Genomic DNA, 20,946 nt, shown 5'->3' with positions numbered 1-20,946 from the left:
CCTTCGATACGCCATTTCGACTTCGCTCAATGGCTACTCAGGACGAACGGTTTTTGAGGCCGTCAGTTCTTTTCCTGATCCACCAGCTTGTTCGCGCCGATCCAGGGCATCATGGCGCGCAGCTTGGCGCCGGTTTCCTCGATCGGATGACGCTTGGCGGCGATGCGGCTGGCCTTCAGTTCCGGCTGACCGGCGCGGTTGTCGAGCACGAAGTCCTTGACGAAACGGCCAGACTGGATGTCGGCCAATACGCGCTTCATTTCCTTCTTGGTTTCTTCGGTGATGATCCGCGGGCCGGTCTTGATGTCGCCATATTCGGCGGTGTTGCTGATCGAATAGCGCATGTTGGCGATGCCGCCTTCATACATCAGGTCGACGATCAGCTTGAGTTCGTGCAGGCATTCGAAATAGGCCATTTCCGGCGCGTAGCCAGCCTCGACCAGGGTTTCGAAACCGGCCTGGACCAGCGCGGTCGCGCCGCCGCACAGCACGGCCTGTTCACCGAACAGGTCAGTTTCGCATTCCTCGCGGAAGTTGGTTTCGATGATGCCGCTGCGGCCGCCGCCGACGCCCGAAGCGTAGGAGAGGGCGATGTCATGCGCATTGCCGGTCGCGTCCTGATGGATCGCGATCAGGCAGGGCACGCCGCCGCCCTTCACATATTCGCCGCGGACAGTGTGACCCGGACCCTTGGGCGCGATCATGATGACGTCCACGTCCTTACGGGTTTCGATCAGGCCGAAATGGACGTTCAGGCCATGGGCGAAGGCCAGCGCCGCGCCGGGGCGCAGATTGGCGTGGATGTCGTCGGCGTAGATGGCGGCCTGATGCTCGTCGGGGGCCAGGATCATGAGCACGTCGGCCCAGGCGGCGGCTTCCTTGTTCGGCAGCACCTTGAAGCCTGCGCCTTCGGCCTTCTTGGCGGACGGCGAACCGGCACGCAGGGCGATGGCGACTTCGGCCACGCCGCTGTCGCGCAGATTCTGCGCATGGGCGTGACCCTGCGAACCGTAACCCAGGATGGCGACCTTCTTGCCCTTGATCAGGCCGATGTCCGCGTCGTGATCGTAATAAACCTTCATGATTGTCTCTTCCCTCGAACGGATTTCCTCGCCCCGCCGGGGGAGAGGATATGAAATCTTGGTTCGGCGAAGCCGGACCTAGATGGAATTGGAGAGGGGGGACGCACGAACCGTCGCTGCCCCCTCTCCCAGCTGCGACTAGGCGGCTACGCCGCCAAGTCTGCGCAACCCTCTCCCCCGATGGGGAGAGGGAAATTAATTCGCTTCCTTGCCCCGGATCAGCCCGACGACGCCGGTGCGGCCGACTTCGACCAGGCCGATCTGGCGCATCAGGCCGACGAAATTGTCGATCTTGTCGGTCGTGCCGGTGATCTCGAAGATGAAGCTTTCGATCGTGGTATCGACCACCTTGGCGCGGAACACATCAGCCAGGCGCAGCGCCTCGATCCGGTCCTCGCCCACGCCTGCGACCTTCACCAGTGCCAGTTCGCGCTCCACGAAGGGACCGGCCTCGGTCAGGTCGGTCACCTTGTGGACGGGCACCAACCGGTCGAGCTGGGCTATGATCTGGTCGATCACCTTGGGCGGGCCGTTGGTGACGATGGTGATGCGGCTGACGCCGTGATCCTGCGTGATGTCCGCCACGGTCAGGCTGTCGATATTATAGCCGCGCGCGGTGAACAGGCCCGCGATGCGCGCCAATATGCCCGCTTCGTTCGAAACGGTCAGCGACAGGACGTGCCGCTGGCTGAGTTCTTCCTGGATATGCATCAGATGCTTGTCCCGTTATCCGTAACTGCCGCGCCATCATGATCGTCATGGCGCTGCGAAATCATCGCCGTGAAGGCGTAATGCCAGCCATTGTCCTGCCGATGGGCCAGGCGGACGGGAAAGCCCGTCACCGCGTCGAACATACGCACCAGATGCTCGCCTACATAGCGGGGACCGGCCAGCAATGTGCCGATATGCCGCTCGTTAAAGTCGAACCCATGGTCCAGATGCACTTCCCATTCCTCATTGTCCGGGTCGGCATGGTCTATGGTCCAGCCGGTCAGTTCGGCGCTGCCCGCATTTCTCTCGAAATCCCACGGCTCCGTCACATGGATGCGCAGCTTGAGATGCTGCGTCACAGGACGACCATCATACCAGCGCCTTCGCCTCGTCCGACATCACGCCTGCGATCTGGTTGGGATCAAGCAGCATGTCGGTATGGGATGCGCCCGACGGGATCATCGGGAAGCAGTTGGACATTTTCGCGACGCGGCAATCCACGATCACCGGGCCGTCGGTTTCCAGCATCTGGCGGATGCCGGCCTCCAGCTCCTGCGGCCCCTCAATCCGGATGCCGGTCCAGCCATAGGCCTCGCCCAGTTTCACGAAATCGGGCAGGCTGTCGGAATAGCTGTTGGAATAGCGGCTTTCATAGGTCAGTTCCTGCCACTGGCGGACCATGCCCATATATTCATTGTTCAGGATGAAGATCTTCACCGGCAGGCGATATTGTGACGCGGTGCCCAGTTCCTGAATGTTCATCTGAATGGAGGCGTCGCCCGCAATGCAGATGGTGATGCTGTCGGGATTGCCCATCTGCGCACCGATGGCGGCCGGGAAGCCATAGCCCATCGTACCCAGGCCACCGGAGGTCAGCCACTTGTTCGGCGCGTCGAAGCCGAAATGCTGGGCAGCCCACATCTGATGCTGGCCGACTTCAGTGGTGATGATGATGTCCTTGCCGGTCGCCTTCGTCGCGGCATACAGGTCCGCGATCGCGCGCTGGGGCATGATCTCGACACCATTTTCGGCATAGTCGAGCGATCTTTTCGCCCGCCAGCCGGCGATCCGCGCCCACCATTCGGTCAGGTCGACCTTTTGATGGTTACGCTGCTTCCACAGGGCGATCATGTCGTCCAGTGCGCTGCCGACATCGGCAACGATGGCGACGTCGACATCGACGATCTTGTTGATCGAGCTGCGGTCGATATCGATATGGATTTTGCGGCTGTTGGGCGCGAAGGCGTCCAGACGGCCGGTGACGCGATCGTCGAACCGCGCCCCGATGCACAGGATCAGGTCGGCCTGGTTCATCGCCCAATTGGCTTCATAGGTGCCGTGCATCCCCAGCATCCCCAGCCAGGCGTCCCCTGATGCAGGGTAAGCGCCCAGACCCATCAGCGTGGAGGTAACGGGCGCGCCGGTCAGCGCCGCCAGTTCGCGCAACAGGGCGCTGGCTTGCGGACCAGCATTGATGACGCCGCCGCCGGTGTAGAAGACCGGCCGTTCCGCTGCCGCCAGCATTTCGACCGCTGCGTCGATGCCTGCCGCGTCTGCCTTCGTCTGCGGACGATAGCTGGCATGGACCTTCAGTTCCGGCCTCGCATAGGGCGCGGTGGCGATCTGGACGTTCTTGGGGATATCGACGACGACCGGGCCGGGACGGCCGGTAGTGGCGATATGGAACGCCTCATGAATCACCTCGGCCAGCTTGCCGGGCGTCTTCACCAGATAATTATGCTTCGAACAATGGCGCGTGATGCCGATCGTGTCCGCTTCCTGGAAAGCATCCGTGCCGATCAGTTGCGTCGGCACCTGGCCGGTGATGACGACCATGGGGATCGAATCCATCAGCGCGTCGGTGATGCCGGTGACGGCATTGGTCGCGCCGGGCCCGGACGTGACCAGCACGACGCCGGGCTTGCCGGTCGACCGGGCATAGCCCTCCGCCATGTGGGTCGCGCCCTGTTCGTGGCGGACCAGCACATGCTTGATCGTGGGATGATTGTAGAGCGCGTCATAGATCGGCAGCACCGCGCCGCCGGGATAGCCGAACACGACCTCGACACCGAGATCGATCAGGCATTCAACCAATATGTCCGCGCCGCTCTTTTCGGCCACGATAAAATCCTTCTGTTCTGGGTGCAGGTCGACGTCCTTTGCGACAGCACGCCTGCGATGACAAGGTGGCTGCCTCTAATGGACACAAAATGACGGGTCAACCCCTATTGTTGTAACTTAATTGCTAATTCATCGATGATTTTAGCATCTATCTCTCGTTCTTCGCGCGGCCAGGCGGGCGGGGGCTGGTTGGTGAACCAGGTATATTGGCGCTTGGCATATTGACGGGTGGCGAGGGTCGCTTTGGCGATACAACTGTCCAGATCGTTGTCTCCGTGCAGATAGGCGGCGATCTCCGGCACGCCGATCGCGCGCATGACAGGCAGGTCTGGGTGGAGGTTGCGGGTTAGCAGCGCCTTCACTTCGGCGATCGCGCCAGCGTCGATCATCTGCGCGAAACGGCGGTCGCAGCGATCGATCAGCCAGTCGCGCGGCGGGCGCAGGATCATGGGCCCCAGGGTGATGCGATCGGCGATGCCGCCCTGCTTATGCTGTTGCCATATCTTGAGCGGGCGACCGGTCGATCGCACCACCTCCAGCGCGCGGGCAACGCGGGTGGTGTCGGCCGGGGCCAGGCGGGCGGCGGCTTCGGGGTCTTCTCGCGACAGGGCTTCATGTGCTTCTGCGACCGGCAAGGCCCGCACGGCAGCGCGTATGTCGATGTCGATCTCCGGCACCGGGGCGATCCCGTCCAGCAGCGTGCGGATATAGAGGCCGGTGCCGCCAACCAGCACCGGCAGCTTGCCCGCCTCATGCGCCGCGGCGATCTGCGCCTTCGCCTCGGCCGCCCAGCGCGGCGCGGTGCAGGCCTCCGCGCCATCGATATGACCGAACAGACGATGGGGGACATCGCCCATCTCCTGCGGGCTTGGCCTGGCGGACAGGATGGCGAGGTCGGCATAGACCTGGCTGGCGTCGGCATTGATGACGACGCCCCCGGTTACCTGCGCCAAGCGACAAGCGAGCGCGCTCTTGCCGCTGGCGGTCGGCCCGGCAATAAGCGCGACGCGCGGGCGGGATTCGCCCGCAATGGGTTCAGGAGTGTGCATGTTCGTCGCGACCTTAGTGGCAAGTGATCGACTCGGGCAGGGGGATATTGCGCAGGCGAGCGACCGGCTGCGCGATGCCGGATGCCAGCCGGGCGATGTCGCATGGCTGGACGAGGGTAAGGCCGCCGACCTCTTCTTCGCCGCTGATCCGGTAGCCGCCCGCGCGGCACTGACCGATGTAGGCGACAAGGTGGACGTGATCGTCCAGCCGGTCGAGGGCCGCGCAAAGATGCTGCTGATCGCAGACATGGATTCCACCATGATCACCGTCGAGTGTATCGACGAACTGGCCGACTATGCGGGCATCAAGCCGCAGATCGCGGAGATCACCGAGCGGGCGATGCGCGGCGAACTGGATTTCGAGGGCGCACTGCATGGCCGGGTCGCGCTCCTCAAGGGCCTGCCCGACAGCGCCATCGATCAGTGCCGCGAAGAGCGCGTCGTCATCATGGGTGGCGCGAAGGCGCTGGTCCGCACGATGAAGGCGCGCGGCGCAAAGACGCTGCTTGTGTCGGGCGGCTTCACCCGCTTCACCGGGCCGGTGGCGCAAGAGATCGGTTTCGATGCCAATGTCGCCAATGTTCTGGAGATCGCCGACGGCGCTTTGCTGGGCACCGTCACCACGCCGATCGTGGACGCCGCGCGCAAGCGGACCGAACTGGAAGCGGCCATCGCCGGCGGCATCGACCGGGCGCTGACGCTTGCGGTGGGCGATGGCGCCAACGACATTCCGATGATCCAGGGCGCGGGGCTGGGCGTCGCCTATCACGCCAAGCCGGTGACGCGCGCTGCTGCGGCGGCGGAAATCGTCCATGGCGACCTGTCGGTGCTGCTCTACGCGCAAGGCATTGCTTCGGCGGAATGGGTGCTGACGTAGAATGAGCGGCGTGCTCTTGCGCAAGCAGGAGCGCAGAGTTCCATAAGCTGCGCTCGCCCACCCTGGGCTTCTGCTTACGCAGGAAAGCTGCTTATTCAGATGGTCGCTACTGTGCCACGCTTCATCGTCATGTCGTTCGGGTAATGGATTTTATCGCGCGCCCGCACGTTAGCATCGAGCCGCATGGGTCGCGGCGAGGAGTCTAACGGCGCAAGGCGGCCTCCCGCCCAGGCGTACAGGGAGTTTCTATGGACTATAAATATCTGGCCTTGGCTGCTGGCGGACTGTTCGCGCTCAGCGCCTGCACCAAGAATGAAGCGCCCGTGATGTCGGCGCCGCCCGTCGGCCCCGGCGCGATCGCCGGAACCGTCGCGGCCGACCGAGACGGCGACGGCTATGTCGATGGCTATTATACCGCCGATGGCATCTATCACGCAGTGCAGGGTCCGCCTTGCCCGCCACCACCGCCGCCGCCGCCGACCCGCCGGGGAGAACGCGGCTGATTCATACGGCTTTTCGGGCGCGGCGAGTGCGTCGCGCCCCCTCGCTTCCGCTGATCGCCTGTCTGCTGGCCGCTACCCCAACGCTTCATGGCGCGATGGCGCAGGGCGTAGCACCTGAAAAGGCCGCCCAATCCAGCGTCGCCGCCGAAATTCGGGCGGGCGTCAGCGGCAAGCTCAAGGATTTCTATGGCCCGCGCGGCTTCTGGCCGCTGTGGGTCGAGCAGGATCGCATCGGGCCGCAGGCCGACGCCCTGCTGGCGCTGATCGGCGATAGCGAGGCCGATGGCCTGGACCCGCGCGACTATGATGCGCGCGACCTGCAACGGCTGATCGACGCGGCGGACGGCGAAGGCAGCGCCAAGGCGCTGGCCCGCGCCGATCTCGCTTTGTCGCGCGCCTTTGCCGCGCTGGTCGCCGACATGCGCCGTCCGGCCAGGGGCGTGAAGATGCGCTATATCGATCAGGAGGCGGAACCCAAGCCACCGGGTCCGGCCGACATCGTGCGCGCCGCATCGCTCGCGCCATCGCTCACCGACTATATCCAGACCGCCGGGTGGATGAGTCCGCTCTACATGCGGCTGCGCAGCGCGCGGGCGCGCTATCTCGACATATGGGGCGACCTGCCGGCGGTGCAGATCCCCGAAGGCGTCAAGCTGCGCCCCGGCGGCAAGGCGCCGGAGATCGCGCTGCTGCGCCATCGGCTGGGCCTGCCGGACGGCGTCGCCTATGACAAGGCGCTGGCGGCGAGGGTGAGGGCCTTCCAGACCGACCATGGTCTCAAGCCCGATGGCGTCGCAGGCGTCGCAACTGTCGCAGCGCTGAACGACGGGCCGGGGCGCTACGATCGCCTGCTGGCGCTCAATCTGGAGCGCGCGCGCATATTGCCCGGTCCTTGGACCCGCCATGTCGTGGTGGACGCCGCGTCGGCGCGGCTATGGTATTATAGCAAGGGCGCGCTGGACGGCACGATGAAGGTCGTCGCCGGGACGAAGGAAACGCAGACGCCGCTGATGGCGGGGATGATCCGTTATGCCACGCTCAACCCTTACTGGAATATCCCGTCCGACTTGGTCGAAACTAGGGTTGCGCCAAAGATCCTGAACGGCGCGTCGCTTAAAAGCCTGCGCTATGAGGCGCTGGCCGACTGGAGCGCCAACCCCGCGCCGCTGGCGCAGAGCGCGATCGATTGGCGGGCGGTAGCGGCCGGGCAGAGCGAAGTGCGCGTGCGCCAATTGCCGGGCGGCACTAACGCCATGGGGCGGATCAAGTTCATGTTCCCCAATGACCTCGGCATCTACCTGCACGACACGCCGCAGCGCGACTTGTTCGCTAAGGAGGACCGGCATTTCAGCAATGGCTGCGTCCGGCTGGAGGATGCGCAGCGGCTGGGCCGCTGGTTCTTCGGCAAGACGCCGACGACCGATAGCGACGCGCCCGAACAGCATGAGCCGCTGCCCCAGCCGGTGCCGGTATTCCTGACCTATCTGACCGCCGTGCCGACCGCGCAGGGGGTGCAGTTCCTGCCCGATGTTTACGGGCGGGACGGGGAATAGGGATCAGCGCTTCTTGCGGCTGGCCTTCTTCGCCGATGCCTTGTTAGCGGTAGGGCATGGCCATGATTTGCGCATGGCCGCGAACACCTGAGACGAGGCGGATTGCCGACGGTCGATTGGGTTCTTGCTCAGATAATCGACCGTGGCTGCGCGCAACTGGCTGATCGTCACGTCGCCGGGGATGCAGCTTTTGAGCTTGTTCGCTTCTCGCGTCGTGTTGAACGCATCCACCGCACCGCTGATATAGCCGACGCATTCATAGGATTTTTCGAAATAATCCTTGCCGTCCTTGTCTGTCGTGCAGACGGTATAGAGGTCGTCACCGCTGTAGAATCCGGCCTGTGCGGCGGCGGGGATGAGGGTGCCTGTTGCCAGGGCGGCGGCGGATAAAAGATGTCGGAACGGCTTGGTCATCTTATTCCATCCCGGCCACCAGCCCGTCGATCGCGCCCTGCAGGATGTAGCTGGCGGCCAGCTTGTCGACCAGGACGTCGCGGCGGGCGCGGCTGGCGTCGGCTTCCAACAGGGTCCGGGTGACGGCCTGGGTCGACCAGCGTTCGTCCCATAGCAGCACGGGCCGCCCAAGGTCGGCCAGATTCTGGGCGAAGGCCTTGCTCGACTGGCTGCGCGGGCTGCCCGTCCCGTCCAGGTTGAGCGGCAGGCCGATAACGATGCCCTTGACCTGCTGCTGGTCCATGAAGGCAGCCAAGGTCATCTTGTCCTTGCTGAACTTGCCGCGCGTGATCGTGTGCGCCGGGCTGGCGATCGACCAGCTGGCGTCGCACAGGGCCAGCCCGATCGTCTTTGTCCCCACGTCCATGCCGATCAGCCGTCCGCCCTGGGGCAGCGTCATGCGGAATGCGAAGCGGTCCGTTGTTACCAATGCCATGCCAGCGCCCCTGACAGGTCCGGGCGCGCCTGTCACTTGTTGAGGAAGGCGGCCAGGCGTTTTTGCGCATCCTCGCGCACATTGCCCCAGAACAGGCTGTAGTCGTACACATGGTAGTTATTGCCCGGCAGGGTGAACGGACCCATGTCGACCGGCTCCCCGATCATCAGCACGCCGCTGGTGTCGCAGCGTGCCGGGACGATGCCGGTCAGCAGCTTGGGCGGCTTGCCTTCCTCCCGCGCGTCTAGCGTGCCCTTGTTGGCGCTGGCGGGCGCTGCGCCGTTGAACGCGCCGGTGATCGGGTTGGTGCAGAGCATATGCGTGCCCTTGCGGGGTTTTCCCGTGTAGCCGGTCTTGCGCTCGAAACTCTCGACCACGGCGGAGGGATCGGCCGGTTCGGCATAGCTTTGCCAGCTAACGATGCAATGCGCCTGATCCTGCCGCCCGCAGGCGGGCAGGCCGAGCGCAGGCAGGTCCGCCTCCACCGATACCGGCCAGCCGACGGCGTAGACCGCGGCGATGCGGTCGGCGACCGGCTTGCCCGCCACCTGTTCGCGCAGCAGTTGCAACAGGTGGCGCGACCCCTGGCTATGGCCTGCCAGGATCAGCGGGCCGGTGGGATTGGCCTTGAGGAACGCGGCGAAGGCTTGGGCCACATCGCGGTAGGCGGCGGCCAGCGCCTGGTCGCCCGCCGGCTTGTCGGTCAGGAACGCGCCGTAATTGGCCTGGCGATAGCGCGGCGCCCAGACTGCGCCGGCGGCGTTGAAGGCGCTGGCCTGCCCCATGACGAAGCGGCGGGCGGTGGCGTCCGCTTCCTTGTCGCCGATCCGCGCATTCCAGTGGGCGTCGCCGAAGGTGGTGATATAGCTGGTCGGGTGGATGAAGAAGATGGCGGCCTTTTGCGCCGATGCGCCGCCGCTCACGCCCGCCGGGGTCCAGAGGGCAGGATTGTCCTTCACGATGTCGGGCCGCGCCAGCCACATTTTGGGATCGTCATAGGCATTGGCGGACAGCGGCTGGAGCTGGGCAAAAGCCTCGCGCGGGACCATCACCAGGCGGATGAGCTGCATCCCCCAGATCGCATAGATGGCGAACGCCGCGATCATCAGCACCACCAGGGTTGCGATGACATAGAGGAATTTGCGGGCCACCCTTGCTCTCCGATTTTCAGGGGCGACGCCGCCCCCATTTGCGCGCTCCTGTCTTACGCAAGCTGCCGGTGCGCGCAAGGGGCGCGAAACCAGCTTGAAGCGGACCGGCGCGGGTGGTAGCGGCGGCCCATGTCGATAGACCTTCAAACCGTGAAAAAGATCGCCAGCCTCTCGCGCATTTCGGTGACCGACGCCGAAGCAGAGGCCATGGTGCCTGAACTCAACAACATCCTTGGCTGGGTGGAGCAATTGGGCGAGGTGGATGTCACTGGCGTTGAGCCGATGACCGCCGTCATCCCCAACCACCAAAGGCTGCGTCAGGACGTCGTCACCGACGGCAATGTCCGCGACAAGGTGCTGGCGAACGCGCCGCAGGCCGAACATGGCTTCTTTGCGGTGCCCAAGGTGATCGAATAATGACCAACATTACTGATCTTACCGTCGCCGAAATCCGCGACGGTTTTCGCGCAGGCGATTTTTCTGCGCGCGAAGTGGCGGAAGGCTTCAACGCCAATGTCGCGGCGGCCAAGGCGCTGAACGCCTTCATCGTGGAAACGCCGGACAAGGCGCTGGAAGCCGCTGACGCCGCCGACAAGGCGAAGGCCGCTGGCGAAGCGCTGGGCGCGCTGGCCGGCGTGCCGATCGGCATGAAGGACCTGTTCTGCACCGAAGGCACGCAGACAACCGCCGCCAGCCATATGCTGGAAAGCTTTGTGCCGACCTATGAATCGACCGTGTCGGGCAAGCTGTGGGCGGCGGGCGCGGGGATGCTGGGCAAGCTGAACCTCGACCAGTTCGCCATGGGATCGTCCAACGAGACGAGCTATTATGGCAATGTGATTTCGCCCTGGCGGCGTAAGGATGGCGGCAATGCCGCGCTGGCGCCCGGCGGGTCTTCGGGCGGGTCTTCGTCGGCGATCGCCGCGCGGCTGTGCCCGGCAGCGACCGGCACCGACACCGGCGGGTCGATCCGCCAGCCGGCCGCCTTCACCGGCATTTCCGGTATCAAGCCGACTTATGGCCGCTGTTCGCGCTGGGGCATCGTGGCGTTCGCGTCGTCGCTGGACCAGGCCGGGCCGATGGCGCGCACGGTGCGCGACAATGCGTTGCTGCTTGAGGTGATGGCGGGCTTCGATCCCAAGGATTCGACGTCGCTCGATCTGGAAGTGCCCCGGTGGGAAGCTAATCTGTCTAGCGACCTAAGCGGCAAGACCGTCGGTATTCCCAAGGAATATCGCCCCGACGGCCTGAACGCCGAAATCTCCGCCCTATGGGACCGCGGGATCGCCTGGCTGAAGGACGCGGGCGCCGAGGTGGTCGAAGTGTCGCTGCCGCATACCAAATATGCGTTGCCGACCTATTATATCATCGCCCCTGCCGAAGCCTCGTCCAACCTCGCCCGCTATGATGGCGTGCGCTATGGCCAGCGCGACCTGCCCGATGGTGCTGGCTTGCAGGACATGTATGCCGCGACCCGCGCCGCCGGCTTCGGGCCGGAGGTCAAGCGCCGCATCATGATCGGCACCTATGTGCTGTCGGCGGGCTTCTACGACGCCTATTATACCCAGGCGCAGAAGGTCCGGGCGCTGATCGCGCGCGATTTCGAACAGGCTTTCGAAAAGTGCGACCTGCTGCTGACCCCGACCGCACCGAGCGCGGCCTTCACGTTGGGCGAAAAGCAGGCCGATCCGCTGGCCATGTATCTGAACGACGTCTTCACCGTGCCGGCCTCGCTGGCGGGGCTGCCCGCGATGAGCGTGCCGGGCGGACTGGACAGCCAGGGGCTGCCGCTCGGCTTGCAGATCATCGGCAAGGCGCTGGACGAACAGACGGTGCTGAACGCGGGGCTGGCGATTGAGGAACGGGCGGGCTTTACCGCGCGGGCGGACAAGTGGTGGTAAAAAGGTGGGTCATGCCAGCGCAGGCTGGCATCTCACTGCCTTTATCGTGACATTAGAAAAGAGAGATCCCAGCCTCCGCTGGGATGACGGTGTGAAAATATGACCGAGTCTAGCTATCGCATCCAGGGCGCAACCGGCGAGTGGGAGGTCGTGATCGGCCTGGAAGTCCATGCGCAGGTGACGTCGAATGCCAAGCTGTTTTCGGGCGCGGCGACCGCGTTCGGGGCGGAACCGAACACGCAGGTCAGCCTGGTCGACGCGGCCATGCCCGGCATGTTGCCCGTGCCCAATCAGGAATGCATCCGCCAGGCGGTGCGCACCGGCATGGCGATCGATGCGCAGATCAACAAATGGTCGCGCTTCGACCGCAAGAACTACTTCTACGCCGATCTGCCGCAGGGCTACCAGATCAGCCAGCTGTATCACCCCATCGTCGGCGAGGGGCAGATCGAAATCGTGCTGGACGAGAAGAATCCCGACACCAGCACCAAGGTGATCGGCGTCGAGCGCATCCATGTCGAGCAGGATGCCGGCAAGCTGATGCACGACCAGCATCCCACCAGCTCCTATGTCGACCTCAACCGGTCGGGCGTGGCGCTGATGGAGATCGTGTCGAAGCCCGACATGCGCTCGCCCGCCGAAGCCGGGGCGTACCTCTCGAAGCTGCGGACCATCCTGCGCTATGTCGGATCGTGCGACGGCAATATGGATCAGGGTTCGATGCGCGCCGACGTGAACGTGTCGGTCCGCAAGCCCGGCGAAGAATTCGGCACCCGTACCGAGACTAAAAACGTCAATTCGGTGCGCTTCGTCATGGCCGTGGTCGAGCATGAGGCGAACCGGCAGGTCGATGTGCTGGAGGCGGGCGGCAAGATCGTCCAGGAAACACGCCTCTATGACCCGGACCGCAACGAGACGCGGTCGATGCGGTCAAAGGAGGATGCGCATGATTATCGCTACTTCCCCGATCCCGACCTGTTGCCGCTGGAACTGGACGATGCGTTTCTGGAGGCGTGCCGCGCCTCGCTGCCCGAACTGCCCGACGTCAAGCGCAAGCGCTATGAGCAGGCGCTGGGCCTGTCCGCCTATAACGCCGCGACGCTGACCGCCGACGCCGACACGGCGCGCTGGTTCGAAACGCTGGTGGCGGAGGCTGCGCGCATCCAGGGCAAAAGCGAGAGCGATGTCGCCAAGGCGTCCGCCAACTGGCTGTTGTCCGAACTTTACGGCGCACTTAACCGCCTGGGCAAGACGTTGGAGACAAGCCCGGTCGGCCCGACCGACGGCGCGGAACTGCTGGCGCTGGTCGCCGACGGCACGATCAGCGGCACCATCGCCAAGCAGGTGTTTGAGATCATGCTGGAAACCGGCGACAAGCCGGCTAAGATCGTCGAGGAAAAGGGCCTGAAGCAGACGTCCGATACCGGCGCGATCGAAGCGGCAGTGGCCAAGGTACTTGCCGACAATGGCGACAAGGTCGACCAGTATCGCGGCGGCAAGGAAGCGCTGTTCGGTTTCTTCGTAGGCCAGACGATGAAGGCGATGCAGGGCAAGGCGAACCCACAGGTCGTGAATGAACTGGTGAAGAAGGCGCTTGCGGGATAGCATTTCGGCCTTGCCGCTTTTGATTTCGGCTTGAGTAAACAGGGCAAGTGTTTTTCATGGCTGCCGAAAGAGGGGGCTATGACATTCCTTATTTGGCTGGCGCTTGTCGCCTCTATAAGTTCGGACGCGTCCGAGGCGCGATCTACCCAAGATAAGGCGGATCGCCCTTCGACGCCGGCTGATGCTGCGCGGCGTTTGGCGGGAAGCGATATCCGTACGATAGCCACGTCGATCGACTTTCCACTCGAAGCCGTCGTCGGCCCGGTTCGTGCCGGTTTGATGTGCCTGCCCCACAGCAAATTGCGTGGCAGGGATTTTGTCCGATCCCAACGAGATTTGACAATGTTGGCGCAACAGGTCGCTTTCGAACAAGACGCCGATGGCCATAGGCTCGATGGCCTGAAAATCGGCTTCAAGGCGATGCACGTCAAATTATGCGCTAAATCATGGGGTGTGTTTGGCACCGGCGACAGGCAAGCCCTTTCCGGCGATGTGGATTTCGTTTTCGAATGGTCTGGCGGGCCGCCATTGTCGATGGAACCGCGCACCGTGCGCCTTAAAATCAAGGTCGGCAAAGACCAGGCAATGCCATCCAACGACATTATGAGAGAGGGGCTGAACCAGCTTCTGGTTCGGATCAGGCAAGACCTGCCCTGACAAAAAGAAAGGGGCGCCGCCGGGGGGACCAGCGACGCCCCTCTTTTATGCCCGGCGCCCTTGGGGAGGGTATGTTGCCGGGGCGGAAGGGACGGACCGGGAGGGTCTGTGGGGTGTGGCCCGTCCTTTCATCTTCAAGACGTCACAGGACGAAGTTTACCGTCGCCCTAAATGAAATGGCGACGTGATTTTGTTGTTCCTCCGCGCCAAATTCGCCGCCCACGCGGAACGTGTCGGTGCCGCCATAGAGGCGCGCCCGGCCAGTCCAGCCGTTGGTGCGGTCTTCGGCGACCAGGGTGAACTGGTCGCCATCCTTGAAGGACGCGGTGGTGTCGCCCAGCGACCCGCCCACGATCTGGCGACGCCCGCCTTCCAGTTCCAGCCGGACCCAGCCATCTTCCTTGTTCAGGCTGCCGAAGTCGTAGCCCGCGGTCACCGTGCCGTTGGCGGTCAACTCGTCACTGGTGCGGCCAAGAACGGTCAGGTTGAACGCATCGCCACCGCCGCTTTCGCTATAGCCGTTTTCCTTGAGCCGGTAATAGTCGATGCCGACTGCCGGACGCAGGGCGAAGCGGCCCATCTGCCATTGATAGGACGCGCCCGCCGTGCCGGACAGCAGCGTGCCGTTCCAGTTGCCGTCCGCCGTGCGGACCACATCGCCGCTTTCGAAATAGCGGGTGCCGTCGAACTTGATGCGGGCGGCCGAGATGCGGGCGAAGCTTTGAAGCGGACCCCATTGACCGCGCCAGTGCGCCGCCAGCTCGAACTGGTCGGAATCCACCGTATTGTTGGAACCGCCGCCGCTGTCGCTGCCATGGATATAGGCGAAGGAGCCGCCGAACGCGCCGATGTCGCTCAGATATTCCAGGCCGCCGCCCGCGCCCCATCCGTTGATGTCGTAGGAGGCGGTGCTGCCCACGCTCTTGGCGCTGCCAAAGGCGACCTGTTGCAACCAGAAGCCCAGGCGGCCGTCCTTGGTGCGGTAGATGCCGTTGGGGTCGGACAGGATGCGGGCGGTGGCGCGCGATCCCGACGTGACGGCTTCGAAGGTGCCGCCGGCATGGTCGGGCAGCATCTGGCGCAGGTTGCCGGTCAGGGTCGCCCCGTCGTTGATCGCCAGATAGGCGCCCGCGACATCGGCGTCATTGTCCAGCGCGTTGAAGATCGCCGAATAGGCGCTGGCGGTCGATCCGCTCAGGCCCAGTTCCGACACGGTCTTCGCCGCGATCGACAGGGTTACGGTGCCCGTCGTGTTGTTGCCCGCGACGCTGCCCTTGAAGATATAGGGCAGCAGCGTGGTCGCGCCGAGGGTCGGCGATCCGCTGAGCGATCCGGCGCGCACGATGACATAGTCCCCCGCCGATCCGCCGACGTCGGTCAGGTTGACCTTCACCATCGATCCGCTGGCGAAGCTGGCCGCGCCGGCGATGGTATAGACGGTGTTCGCGCCGGTGGCGGCATCGATGGTGACGCCGATGGTCGACGTGCCGCTCGCGGAGAGTGAGGCGAGCGCCACCGATCCGGTATTGGTGGCGTTGAGCGTGCCGCCGTCCAGCGCCACGGCCACGCTGCCGCCATTGCTGAGCGCGCCCGACAGCGTCGATGTGCCGCCCAGCGTCACAGTGCCTGCGCCGCCGCCGAAATCGACCCCGCCGGTGATGCGGGACGTGCCCGTCAGCGCCAGGCTGCTCGTGCCCGCGCCAAAGGCGATATTGCCGGTCAGGCTGGACGCACCGGACAGCGCGATACTGTCATTGCCCGCGCCCAGGCTGAGGTTTCCGGTGATGGTGCCGGCCGACGCGGTCAATGCGTCATTGCCCGATCCCAGGCGGATGTCGCCCACGATGCTGGGGGCCGTGGCGGTGGCGGAGGCCGCTGCCTGGGTCAAGGTGACGCCGCTGCTGTTGGCGGTCAGGTCGATCGCGATATTCGATCCCGTCTTGCCGCCGGACGCGCTGATCTTGCCCGTATTGGACAGGCTGGACACCGTGCCCGACGAATCGAGGATCGCGATGGCCGCGCCCTTTTCCGTGCTGGCGGCCGATGCATCCACGGTGCCGCTGACCTTGATCGCGGTCGCCGACGCACCTGCGTCGATCACCAGGCCACGCGCCGACGTTCCATCCTTTGACGAGCCGCTGGCCGCGACCGTGCCGCTCACCTCGATCGTCTCTGCGCTGGCCCCTGCGCCCAGGCGCATGGCGGTGGCGTTACTGTCGTAGGAGACGGCCGCGACCGTGCCGGCGACTTGCACGCCTTTCGCGATCGATACATTGCCACCCAGGCCGCCGATGACGAGGCCGTTGGCGGCGACGCCGTCATAGATGCCGTAGCCCGCGATGCCGCCCTTCACGATCAGGCCATATCCGGTATTGCCCGCTGCGACTGCGCCGATGGTCGTGGCGCTGTCGGCAGCGCCGATCTGGACCGCCGCCGCCGATCCGTAAGTGGCGACTGAGGCAGTGCCTTCGCTACTGTCGGTCAATCCGTCGCCATCGACGTCGGGCTTGGTGCTGTCCAGCGTTGGGGGGATGTCGAAGATGATGCCGCCGGTCACATTGCCGGCGATTACGACAGCCGATCCGCCCTGCAGCAGATCGTCCGCGTCCAGCTTCGTGACATCAGTGGGGCGGGTCGTGCTGCGATATCCTGTGCTGACGATCGTGCCCTGAATCTTGACCGCGCCGGTAACGTCGCCCAGCAGCGCCGCGCCGATGCTGTTGGCGCCCTGGACGGAGGTAGTTCCGCGCAGCGTCACATTGCCGGTCACGTCATTGGCGACCACGCCATAGCTGTTGTCGCCGATCACGCTGGTGGTGCCACTGGTCGACAGATTGCCGGTCAGCGCGCCGTCCAGACGGATGCCCGCCGACTGGTTGCCCTCGATCGAGATCGTGCCGCTATGGTCGATATTGCCCACATGGGCCGCGCCGGACTGGAACCAGATGGCGGTCTTGCCCGACCCCTTGGCGAAGGCGCCGTCAATGTCGCCATCCTTGTCAGTGTCGGTCGCGGTATAGTCTTCCGTCAGCGTGATGGTGCCGCTGTTGGTAATATTGCCGGTGGTGCCGGGCGCGACCAGGATGCCGGTGGCGTTGTTCGCGTCGTTGATGGTGATGGTGCCCGCGTTCGACACCTTGTTGTTGCTGTCCACCGTGACGGCCGTGCCGCTGGTCAGCTTGATCGATCCCGCCGAACTGATGGTGATGTCGTCCCGTCCGCCGTTGGCCACGGTGGAGGTTTTGACGGCCGCAGTGGTGGCGGTGGCGATGGTCGTTTCGGCCGCGGCATTGGCCACGGTAAGGGCCACAAGCACAGGCGCGATCGCCGTGCAGGCCAGTAGATGTCGCATGATGTCTCCTCTGCGTATCGCGCTGTATCAAAGGCGCGCGTGCGCATGGGACGACGCCGGACCGTGGCTTCCGTCAGGCAATGCGATGAATGGTTGTTCAGAAAGCGAAATCGACGCCGACGCGCACCGTGCGGGGACGCAGCGGGGTGTAATAGTCGGTGCGCAGATCGAACGGCGTGCCCAATGAAAAGCGATTGCCGTTGCTGTCGAGCAGGTTGGTCAGCGACAGCGAATATTGGATCGGACCGCGCGTCAGGCTGGCGGACAGGCTGGTGTCGACATAGTCGCCCTGGGTTTGACCGAGGATCGGGCCGACGCCCAGCCGCGACTTGCCGACATAGCGGGCCGAGCCGGACAGGTGGAAGCGCATGGCGTCGCCCAGCCGCGCGTTGTAATCCACGGCGATCCGGCCGCCCAGATTGGCGACATTGGGCAGGCTCAGCGAACGGCCGTCATAGGACAGCGCGCGAATGAAGTCGTTGGGCTGGGTCAGGCGGCTGTCATTATAGATCATGCTGCCGTCCAGGGTGATCGCTTGCGTCGGCCGCACGACGATGCGCCCTTCGACCGTGTAGATGCGGCCGTCGCCGATATTGGCGGTGGTGGGCAGGCCGATGCGGTCGGTGACGTCGGCCTGGATGTTGCGCCAGTCGGTGTAAGCGATATTGGCGCTGGCAGCGAAGACGTCGCGGCCCGGCATGCCCTTGCGCGCGCCGATCTCCACGGTGGAAACGCGATCATTCTGGAACCGGCGCACCCGCTGGTCGTCGACCGCCAGGCCACCGGGGCGGAAGCCCTGCTGAAAACGGGCATAGAGCGTGACGTCGGGGATCGCATCCGTCAGCAGCGAGGCGGACGGCAGGAAGATCGTTTCGCTGCGGTCGGCCTGCGCTTCGGCCCGCGCCAGTTCGCTGTCGGAGAGGGCGGCGACCGGATCGAGCGCCTCGCCCGACAGGCGGCTGTTGGTCAGGCGGCCGCCAAAGGTCGCGATCAGCCCCTTGACCGGCTCGAAGGAGGCTTCGCCGAACAGCGTCGCTTCCTTGACCATGTTGCGCACGCCAGTCGCTGGCGCGGCCATGCCGCGCCCGAACATCGCGACGCCTGGAATGATGACGGGCTGCATGTCGGCGGTGCCGAAGGAGGTGAGCGATCGATTAAGGTCGGACGTGCTTTGCAGATAGGATGCGCCCAATATCCAGCCCAGCCCATTGTCCAGGTCGCGCACAAGCCGGTTTTCGGTCGAGAAGATTTCAACCTTGTTGCGCTGACGGAACAAAGCGGGCGGGCCGCCCGGCTGGGTCGCGTCATAGCTTTCGGCCAGGACATGGCGGACATAGCCGGTGGACGACACGAAGCGCAGGCTGTCCCATTGCTTCTCGATCCGCAGATTGGCCAGCATATAGTCGGAATAATAGGGCTGGGCGACGGCGGAGGCGCGCTGCAGCCGGCCGACCGATCGGGTCGCATATTGGGCGTCGTCGCCGTCGATATGCTGGTAAACGCCGTTCAGGTCGATGGTCCAGTCCGCGTCCGGCGCGAAGCGCAGCGCGGCGCGGCCGCCATAGGTGCGGGTGCGGTTGACGTCGTCCTCGCCGCGATCGACGTCGTCGATATAGCCGCCGTCGCGCACGCCATAGCCGACGACGCGGAACGCCAGTTTCTCCGACACGATCGGGATATTGAGCGTCGCGGACAGGTCACCACCCGGATCGCCATGCTGGGTGGCGGACAGGCCGGCCGACATCTGCCCGCCATATTCGGCTAGGTTTGGCGCATTGGGCATGACGCGGATGATGCCGCCCAGCGATCCTGCGCCATAGAGCGTGCCCTGCGGCCCTTCCAGCACCTCGACCCGGCCGACGTCGTAGAGCTTCAGGTCGGGGTCGGGCGCGGCATAGTTCAGGCGCATGTCGCCCAGATATTGGCCGGTGGTCGCCTGGGTCGGGCCGGCGACGCCCGAATCCGCGATGGCGCGGATGAACAGCTTGTTGCGGCCCGCGCCGGCATGGGTGGAACTCAGGCTCGCAACGCGCGCCAGCAAAGTGGCGGTGCCGCCCGCCGCCTCCGCCGTGGTGAAGAGGCCACCGTCCAGCGCTTCCACCATGCCGGCATAGCGGGGCAAGGGCGTGTCGCGCTTGGACGCGGTGACGATGATTTCCGCGGCGGGCTGTTCGGCGACCGGCGCGGCCTGGATCGGGGCGGGCGCGGCGGCTGGCGCGGCGCGCGCGGCGCGCGCGGCGCGGGCGCGCACGATGCGCCAGCCATTGCCGCCGATCCGCTGCGCCTTCGCGCCGCTGCCGTTGAGCAGTTGCTTGAGCGCTGTCTCCGCGCTCATCCGGCCCTGGATCGCGGGGGTGCGGATGCCCGCGAGCGACTGGTCCGACATGCCGATGCTGGCGCCGGTTTGACGGCCGAGCGCTATCGCCGCCTCGCCCAACCTGCCGGGGGCGATGCTGATATCCTGTCTTTCCGCCCCTGATGCGGGCGTTGCCGTCGCTAAGACGATCGCGATTGCGGGGGCGGTGACGAAAAGGCTATCAGCTCTGCGGCCCATTCCCTTCCTTCGTCGGCCCTTCCTGCAAGAGCCAGCCGTCGCCCTGACGCACGGCGGTCAGCCCCATCAGCGGCGCCGCCTGCGCAAAGAACAGCGCCGGATCGCGATCCAGCCGGATCGTGCCGGTAAAGCGCATCGCCCGCGCGCCCGGCGTCGCGGTCAGCGTGACGCCCAGCGACCGGCCGATATCCTGGCTGATGTCGCCCACGGCGGCATTGGCATAGACCAGCCGGCCCTGCCGCCAGCTGGCGACGGCGGCGGGCGCGACATCCATGACGCGCAGGCCCTGCGCATCCTCCGCCAGCGCGCGACCGGCGGGCAGGGCGATCGCTTCGGCCTGCGGATTGTAGATCACCTTGCCTTCGGACACGCCGATGCGGGTCGCAGCGTCGGTATGGACGATGTTGAAGACGGTCCCGGCATCCTCGAACACCGTATCGCCCACAGTCACGCGGAACGGGTTGGTGCCGTCATGGCGCACGGTGAAGGCGGCTTCGCCCGTATCGAGCGCGGCGAAACGCGCGTCCTTCCGGTCGAAGCGCATGGTCGTGCCGCCGTTCAGTTCGACGGTGGTGCCATCGTCCAGCGCGATGACGCGGGTTTCGCCGGGGCGTGTGGTGACGCTGTAGATGTCGCTGCGATTGAGGACAGCGATGGAGACAGTTGCGACCAATGCGGCGGCAATCGCGCCGCCGCCGATCCAGCGCAGCGGACGCCGCGTGCGCACGCCCGGATCGTTGGCTGCAACCGGCATGGCAACAGGTTCGGGCGGCAGGATGCTGTCCAACGCGCTGTCCGCCAGCATCAGTGCGTCATAGGCCGACGCATGCGCGGGGTCAGCCTCCAGCCATGCGGTGAAGGCGTCCCAACCGGCAAAGTCGGGATCGCGCGTGCGGACGACCCAGCCCAGCGCCTCCTCGTTGATCATGGCTCCAGCCCCG

At 65.1% G+C, this 20,946-nt stretch carries 18 protein-coding genes; 7 read left to right on the top strand and 11 right to left on the bottom strand.

The window, feature by feature from the left end; all coding sequences use genetic code 11:
* Positions 1-62: 62 nt before the first annotated feature.
* The 5 genes from ilvC to miaA all read right to left on the bottom strand — a co-directional run bounded on the left by ilvC (position 63) and on the right by miaA (position 4,963).
* Complete coding sequence (gene ilvC, locus CEQ44_RS15570; protein ID WP_088183528.1) at positions 63-1,082, bottom strand: ketol-acid reductoisomerase; 1,020 nt, start codon at positions 1,080-1,082, stop codon at positions 63-65.
* Between the two features lie 195 nt (positions 1,083-1,277).
* The gene (ilvN, locus tag CEQ44_RS15565) at positions 1,278-1,793 is read right to left on the bottom strand and encodes an acetolactate synthase small subunit (protein WP_056682062.1); all 516 of its coding nucleotides are present in this window, start codon (positions 1,791-1,793) and stop codon (positions 1,278-1,280) included.
* Complete coding sequence (locus CEQ44_RS15560; RefSeq protein WP_088183529.1) at positions 1,793-2,152, bottom strand: hypothetical protein; 360 nt, start codon at positions 2,150-2,152, stop codon at positions 1,793-1,795. The genes ilvN and CEQ44_RS15560 overlap by 1 nt, the downstream gene beginning before the upstream one ends.
* Before the next feature lie 10 nt (positions 2,153-2,162).
* A complete protein-coding gene (locus CEQ44_RS15555; protein ID WP_088183530.1) occupies positions 2,163-3,914 on the bottom strand; it encodes an acetolactate synthase 3 large subunit in 1,752 nt (583 codons plus the stop codon).
* Positions 3,915-4,018: 104 nt separating this feature from the next.
* Positions 4,019-4,963 (bottom strand): tRNA (adenosine(37)-N6)-dimethylallyltransferase MiaA, encoded by a 945-nt coding sequence (miaA, locus tag CEQ44_RS15550; RefSeq protein ID WP_088183531.1) that lies wholly within the window; start codon positions 4,961-4,963, stop codon positions 4,019-4,021.
* On the opposite strand from miaA, the gene serB reads away from it, so the two are divergent.
* From serB to CEQ44_RS15535, 3 genes are all read left to right on the top strand, one after another.
* Positions 4,962-5,840, top strand: coding sequence for a phosphoserine phosphatase SerB (gene serB, locus CEQ44_RS15545; protein WP_088183532.1), 879 nt, complete (start codon positions 4,962-4,964; stop codon positions 5,838-5,840). The two genes, miaA and serB, sit on opposite strands and share 2 nt — an antisense overlap.
* A 248-nt stretch (positions 5,841-6,088) precedes the next feature.
* Complete coding sequence (locus CEQ44_RS15540; protein ID WP_088183533.1) at positions 6,089-6,343, top strand: hypothetical protein; 255 nt, start codon at positions 6,089-6,091, stop codon at positions 6,341-6,343.
* A gap of 95 nt (positions 6,344-6,438) precedes the next feature.
* On the top strand, positions 6,439-7,896 hold the full coding sequence (locus CEQ44_RS15535; protein ID WP_088190038.1) for a murein L,D-transpeptidase: 1,458 nt from the start codon (positions 6,439-6,441) through the stop codon (positions 7,894-7,896).
* Positions 7,897-7,899: 3 nt separating this feature from the next.
* Here CEQ44_RS15535 and CEQ44_RS15530 read toward each other — a convergent pair whose 3' ends face one another.
* The 3 genes from CEQ44_RS15530 to CEQ44_RS15520 are packed head-to-tail and all read right to left on the bottom strand — an operon-like array spanning position 7,900 to position 9,936.
* Positions 7,900-8,310, bottom strand: a complete 411-nt coding sequence (locus CEQ44_RS15530) for a Rap1a/Tai family immunity protein (protein WP_088183534.1) — start codon at positions 8,308-8,310, stop codon at positions 7,900-7,902.
* Position 8,311: 1 nt separating this feature from the next.
* Positions 8,312-8,785 (bottom strand): Holliday junction resolvase RuvX, encoded by a 474-nt coding sequence (gene ruvX, locus CEQ44_RS15525; RefSeq protein ID WP_088183535.1) that lies wholly within the window; start codon positions 8,783-8,785, stop codon positions 8,312-8,314.
* A 32-nt stretch (positions 8,786-8,817) separates the two neighbouring features.
* Complete coding sequence (locus tag CEQ44_RS15520; RefSeq protein ID WP_088183536.1) at positions 8,818-9,936, bottom strand: DUF3089 domain-containing protein; 1,119 nt, start codon at positions 9,934-9,936, stop codon at positions 8,818-8,820.
* A 129-nt stretch (positions 9,937-10,065) separates the two neighbouring features.
* Between CEQ44_RS15520 and gatC the strand changes: the two genes are divergently transcribed.
* From gatC to CEQ44_RS15500, 4 genes are all read left to right on the top strand, one after another.
* Positions 10,066-10,353 (top strand): Asp-tRNA(Asn)/Glu-tRNA(Gln) amidotransferase subunit GatC, encoded by a 288-nt coding sequence (gatC, locus tag CEQ44_RS15515; protein WP_066603089.1) that lies wholly within the window; start codon positions 10,066-10,068, stop codon positions 10,351-10,353.
* On the top strand, positions 10,353-11,837 hold the full coding sequence (gene gatA, locus CEQ44_RS15510) for an Asp-tRNA(Asn)/Glu-tRNA(Gln) amidotransferase subunit GatA (RefSeq protein ID WP_088183537.1): 1,485 nt from the start codon (positions 10,353-10,355) through the stop codon (positions 11,835-11,837). Before gatC ends, gatA begins: the two co-directional genes overlap by 1 nt.
* A 99-nt stretch (positions 11,838-11,936) precedes the next feature.
* Positions 11,937-13,442, top strand: a complete 1,506-nt coding sequence (gene gatB, locus CEQ44_RS15505) for an Asp-tRNA(Asn)/Glu-tRNA(Gln) amidotransferase subunit GatB (protein WP_088183539.1) — start codon at positions 11,937-11,939, stop codon at positions 13,440-13,442.
* A 78-nt stretch (positions 13,443-13,520) separates the two neighbouring features.
* Positions 13,521-14,099, top strand: a complete 579-nt coding sequence (locus CEQ44_RS15500; RefSeq protein ID WP_088190817.1) for a hypothetical protein — start codon at positions 13,521-13,523, stop codon at positions 14,097-14,099.
* Positions 14,100-14,241: 142 nt separating this feature from the next.
* Here the strand turns inward: CEQ44_RS15500 and CEQ44_RS15495 are convergent, their stop codons facing one another.
* The 3 genes from CEQ44_RS15495 to CEQ44_RS15485 form a co-directional block, all read right to left on the bottom strand.
* Entirely contained in the window at positions 14,242-17,451 is a 3,210-nt protein-coding gene (locus tag CEQ44_RS15495) for an autotransporter domain-containing protein (protein ID WP_088183541.1), read from the bottom strand.
* A 97-nt stretch (positions 17,452-17,548) separates the two neighbouring features.
* Positions 17,549-20,005: a TonB-dependent receptor gene (locus CEQ44_RS15490; RefSeq protein WP_088183542.1), complete on the bottom strand. Its 2,457-nt coding sequence runs from the start codon at positions 20,003-20,005 to the stop codon at positions 17,549-17,551.
* On the bottom strand, positions 19,989-20,933 hold the full coding sequence (locus CEQ44_RS15485; RefSeq protein WP_088183544.1) for a FecR domain-containing protein: 945 nt from the start codon (positions 20,931-20,933) through the stop codon (positions 19,989-19,991). Before CEQ44_RS15485 ends, CEQ44_RS15490 begins: the two co-directional genes overlap by 17 nt.
* Positions 20,934-20,946: the final 13 nt, after the last annotated feature.

The organism is Sphingobium sp. Z007 (assembly GCF_900013425.1).
Lineage (GTDB): Bacteria > Pseudomonadota > Alphaproteobacteria > Sphingomonadales > Sphingomonadaceae > Sphingobium.
This window is presented reverse-complemented; position numbering and strand designations above follow the sequence as displayed.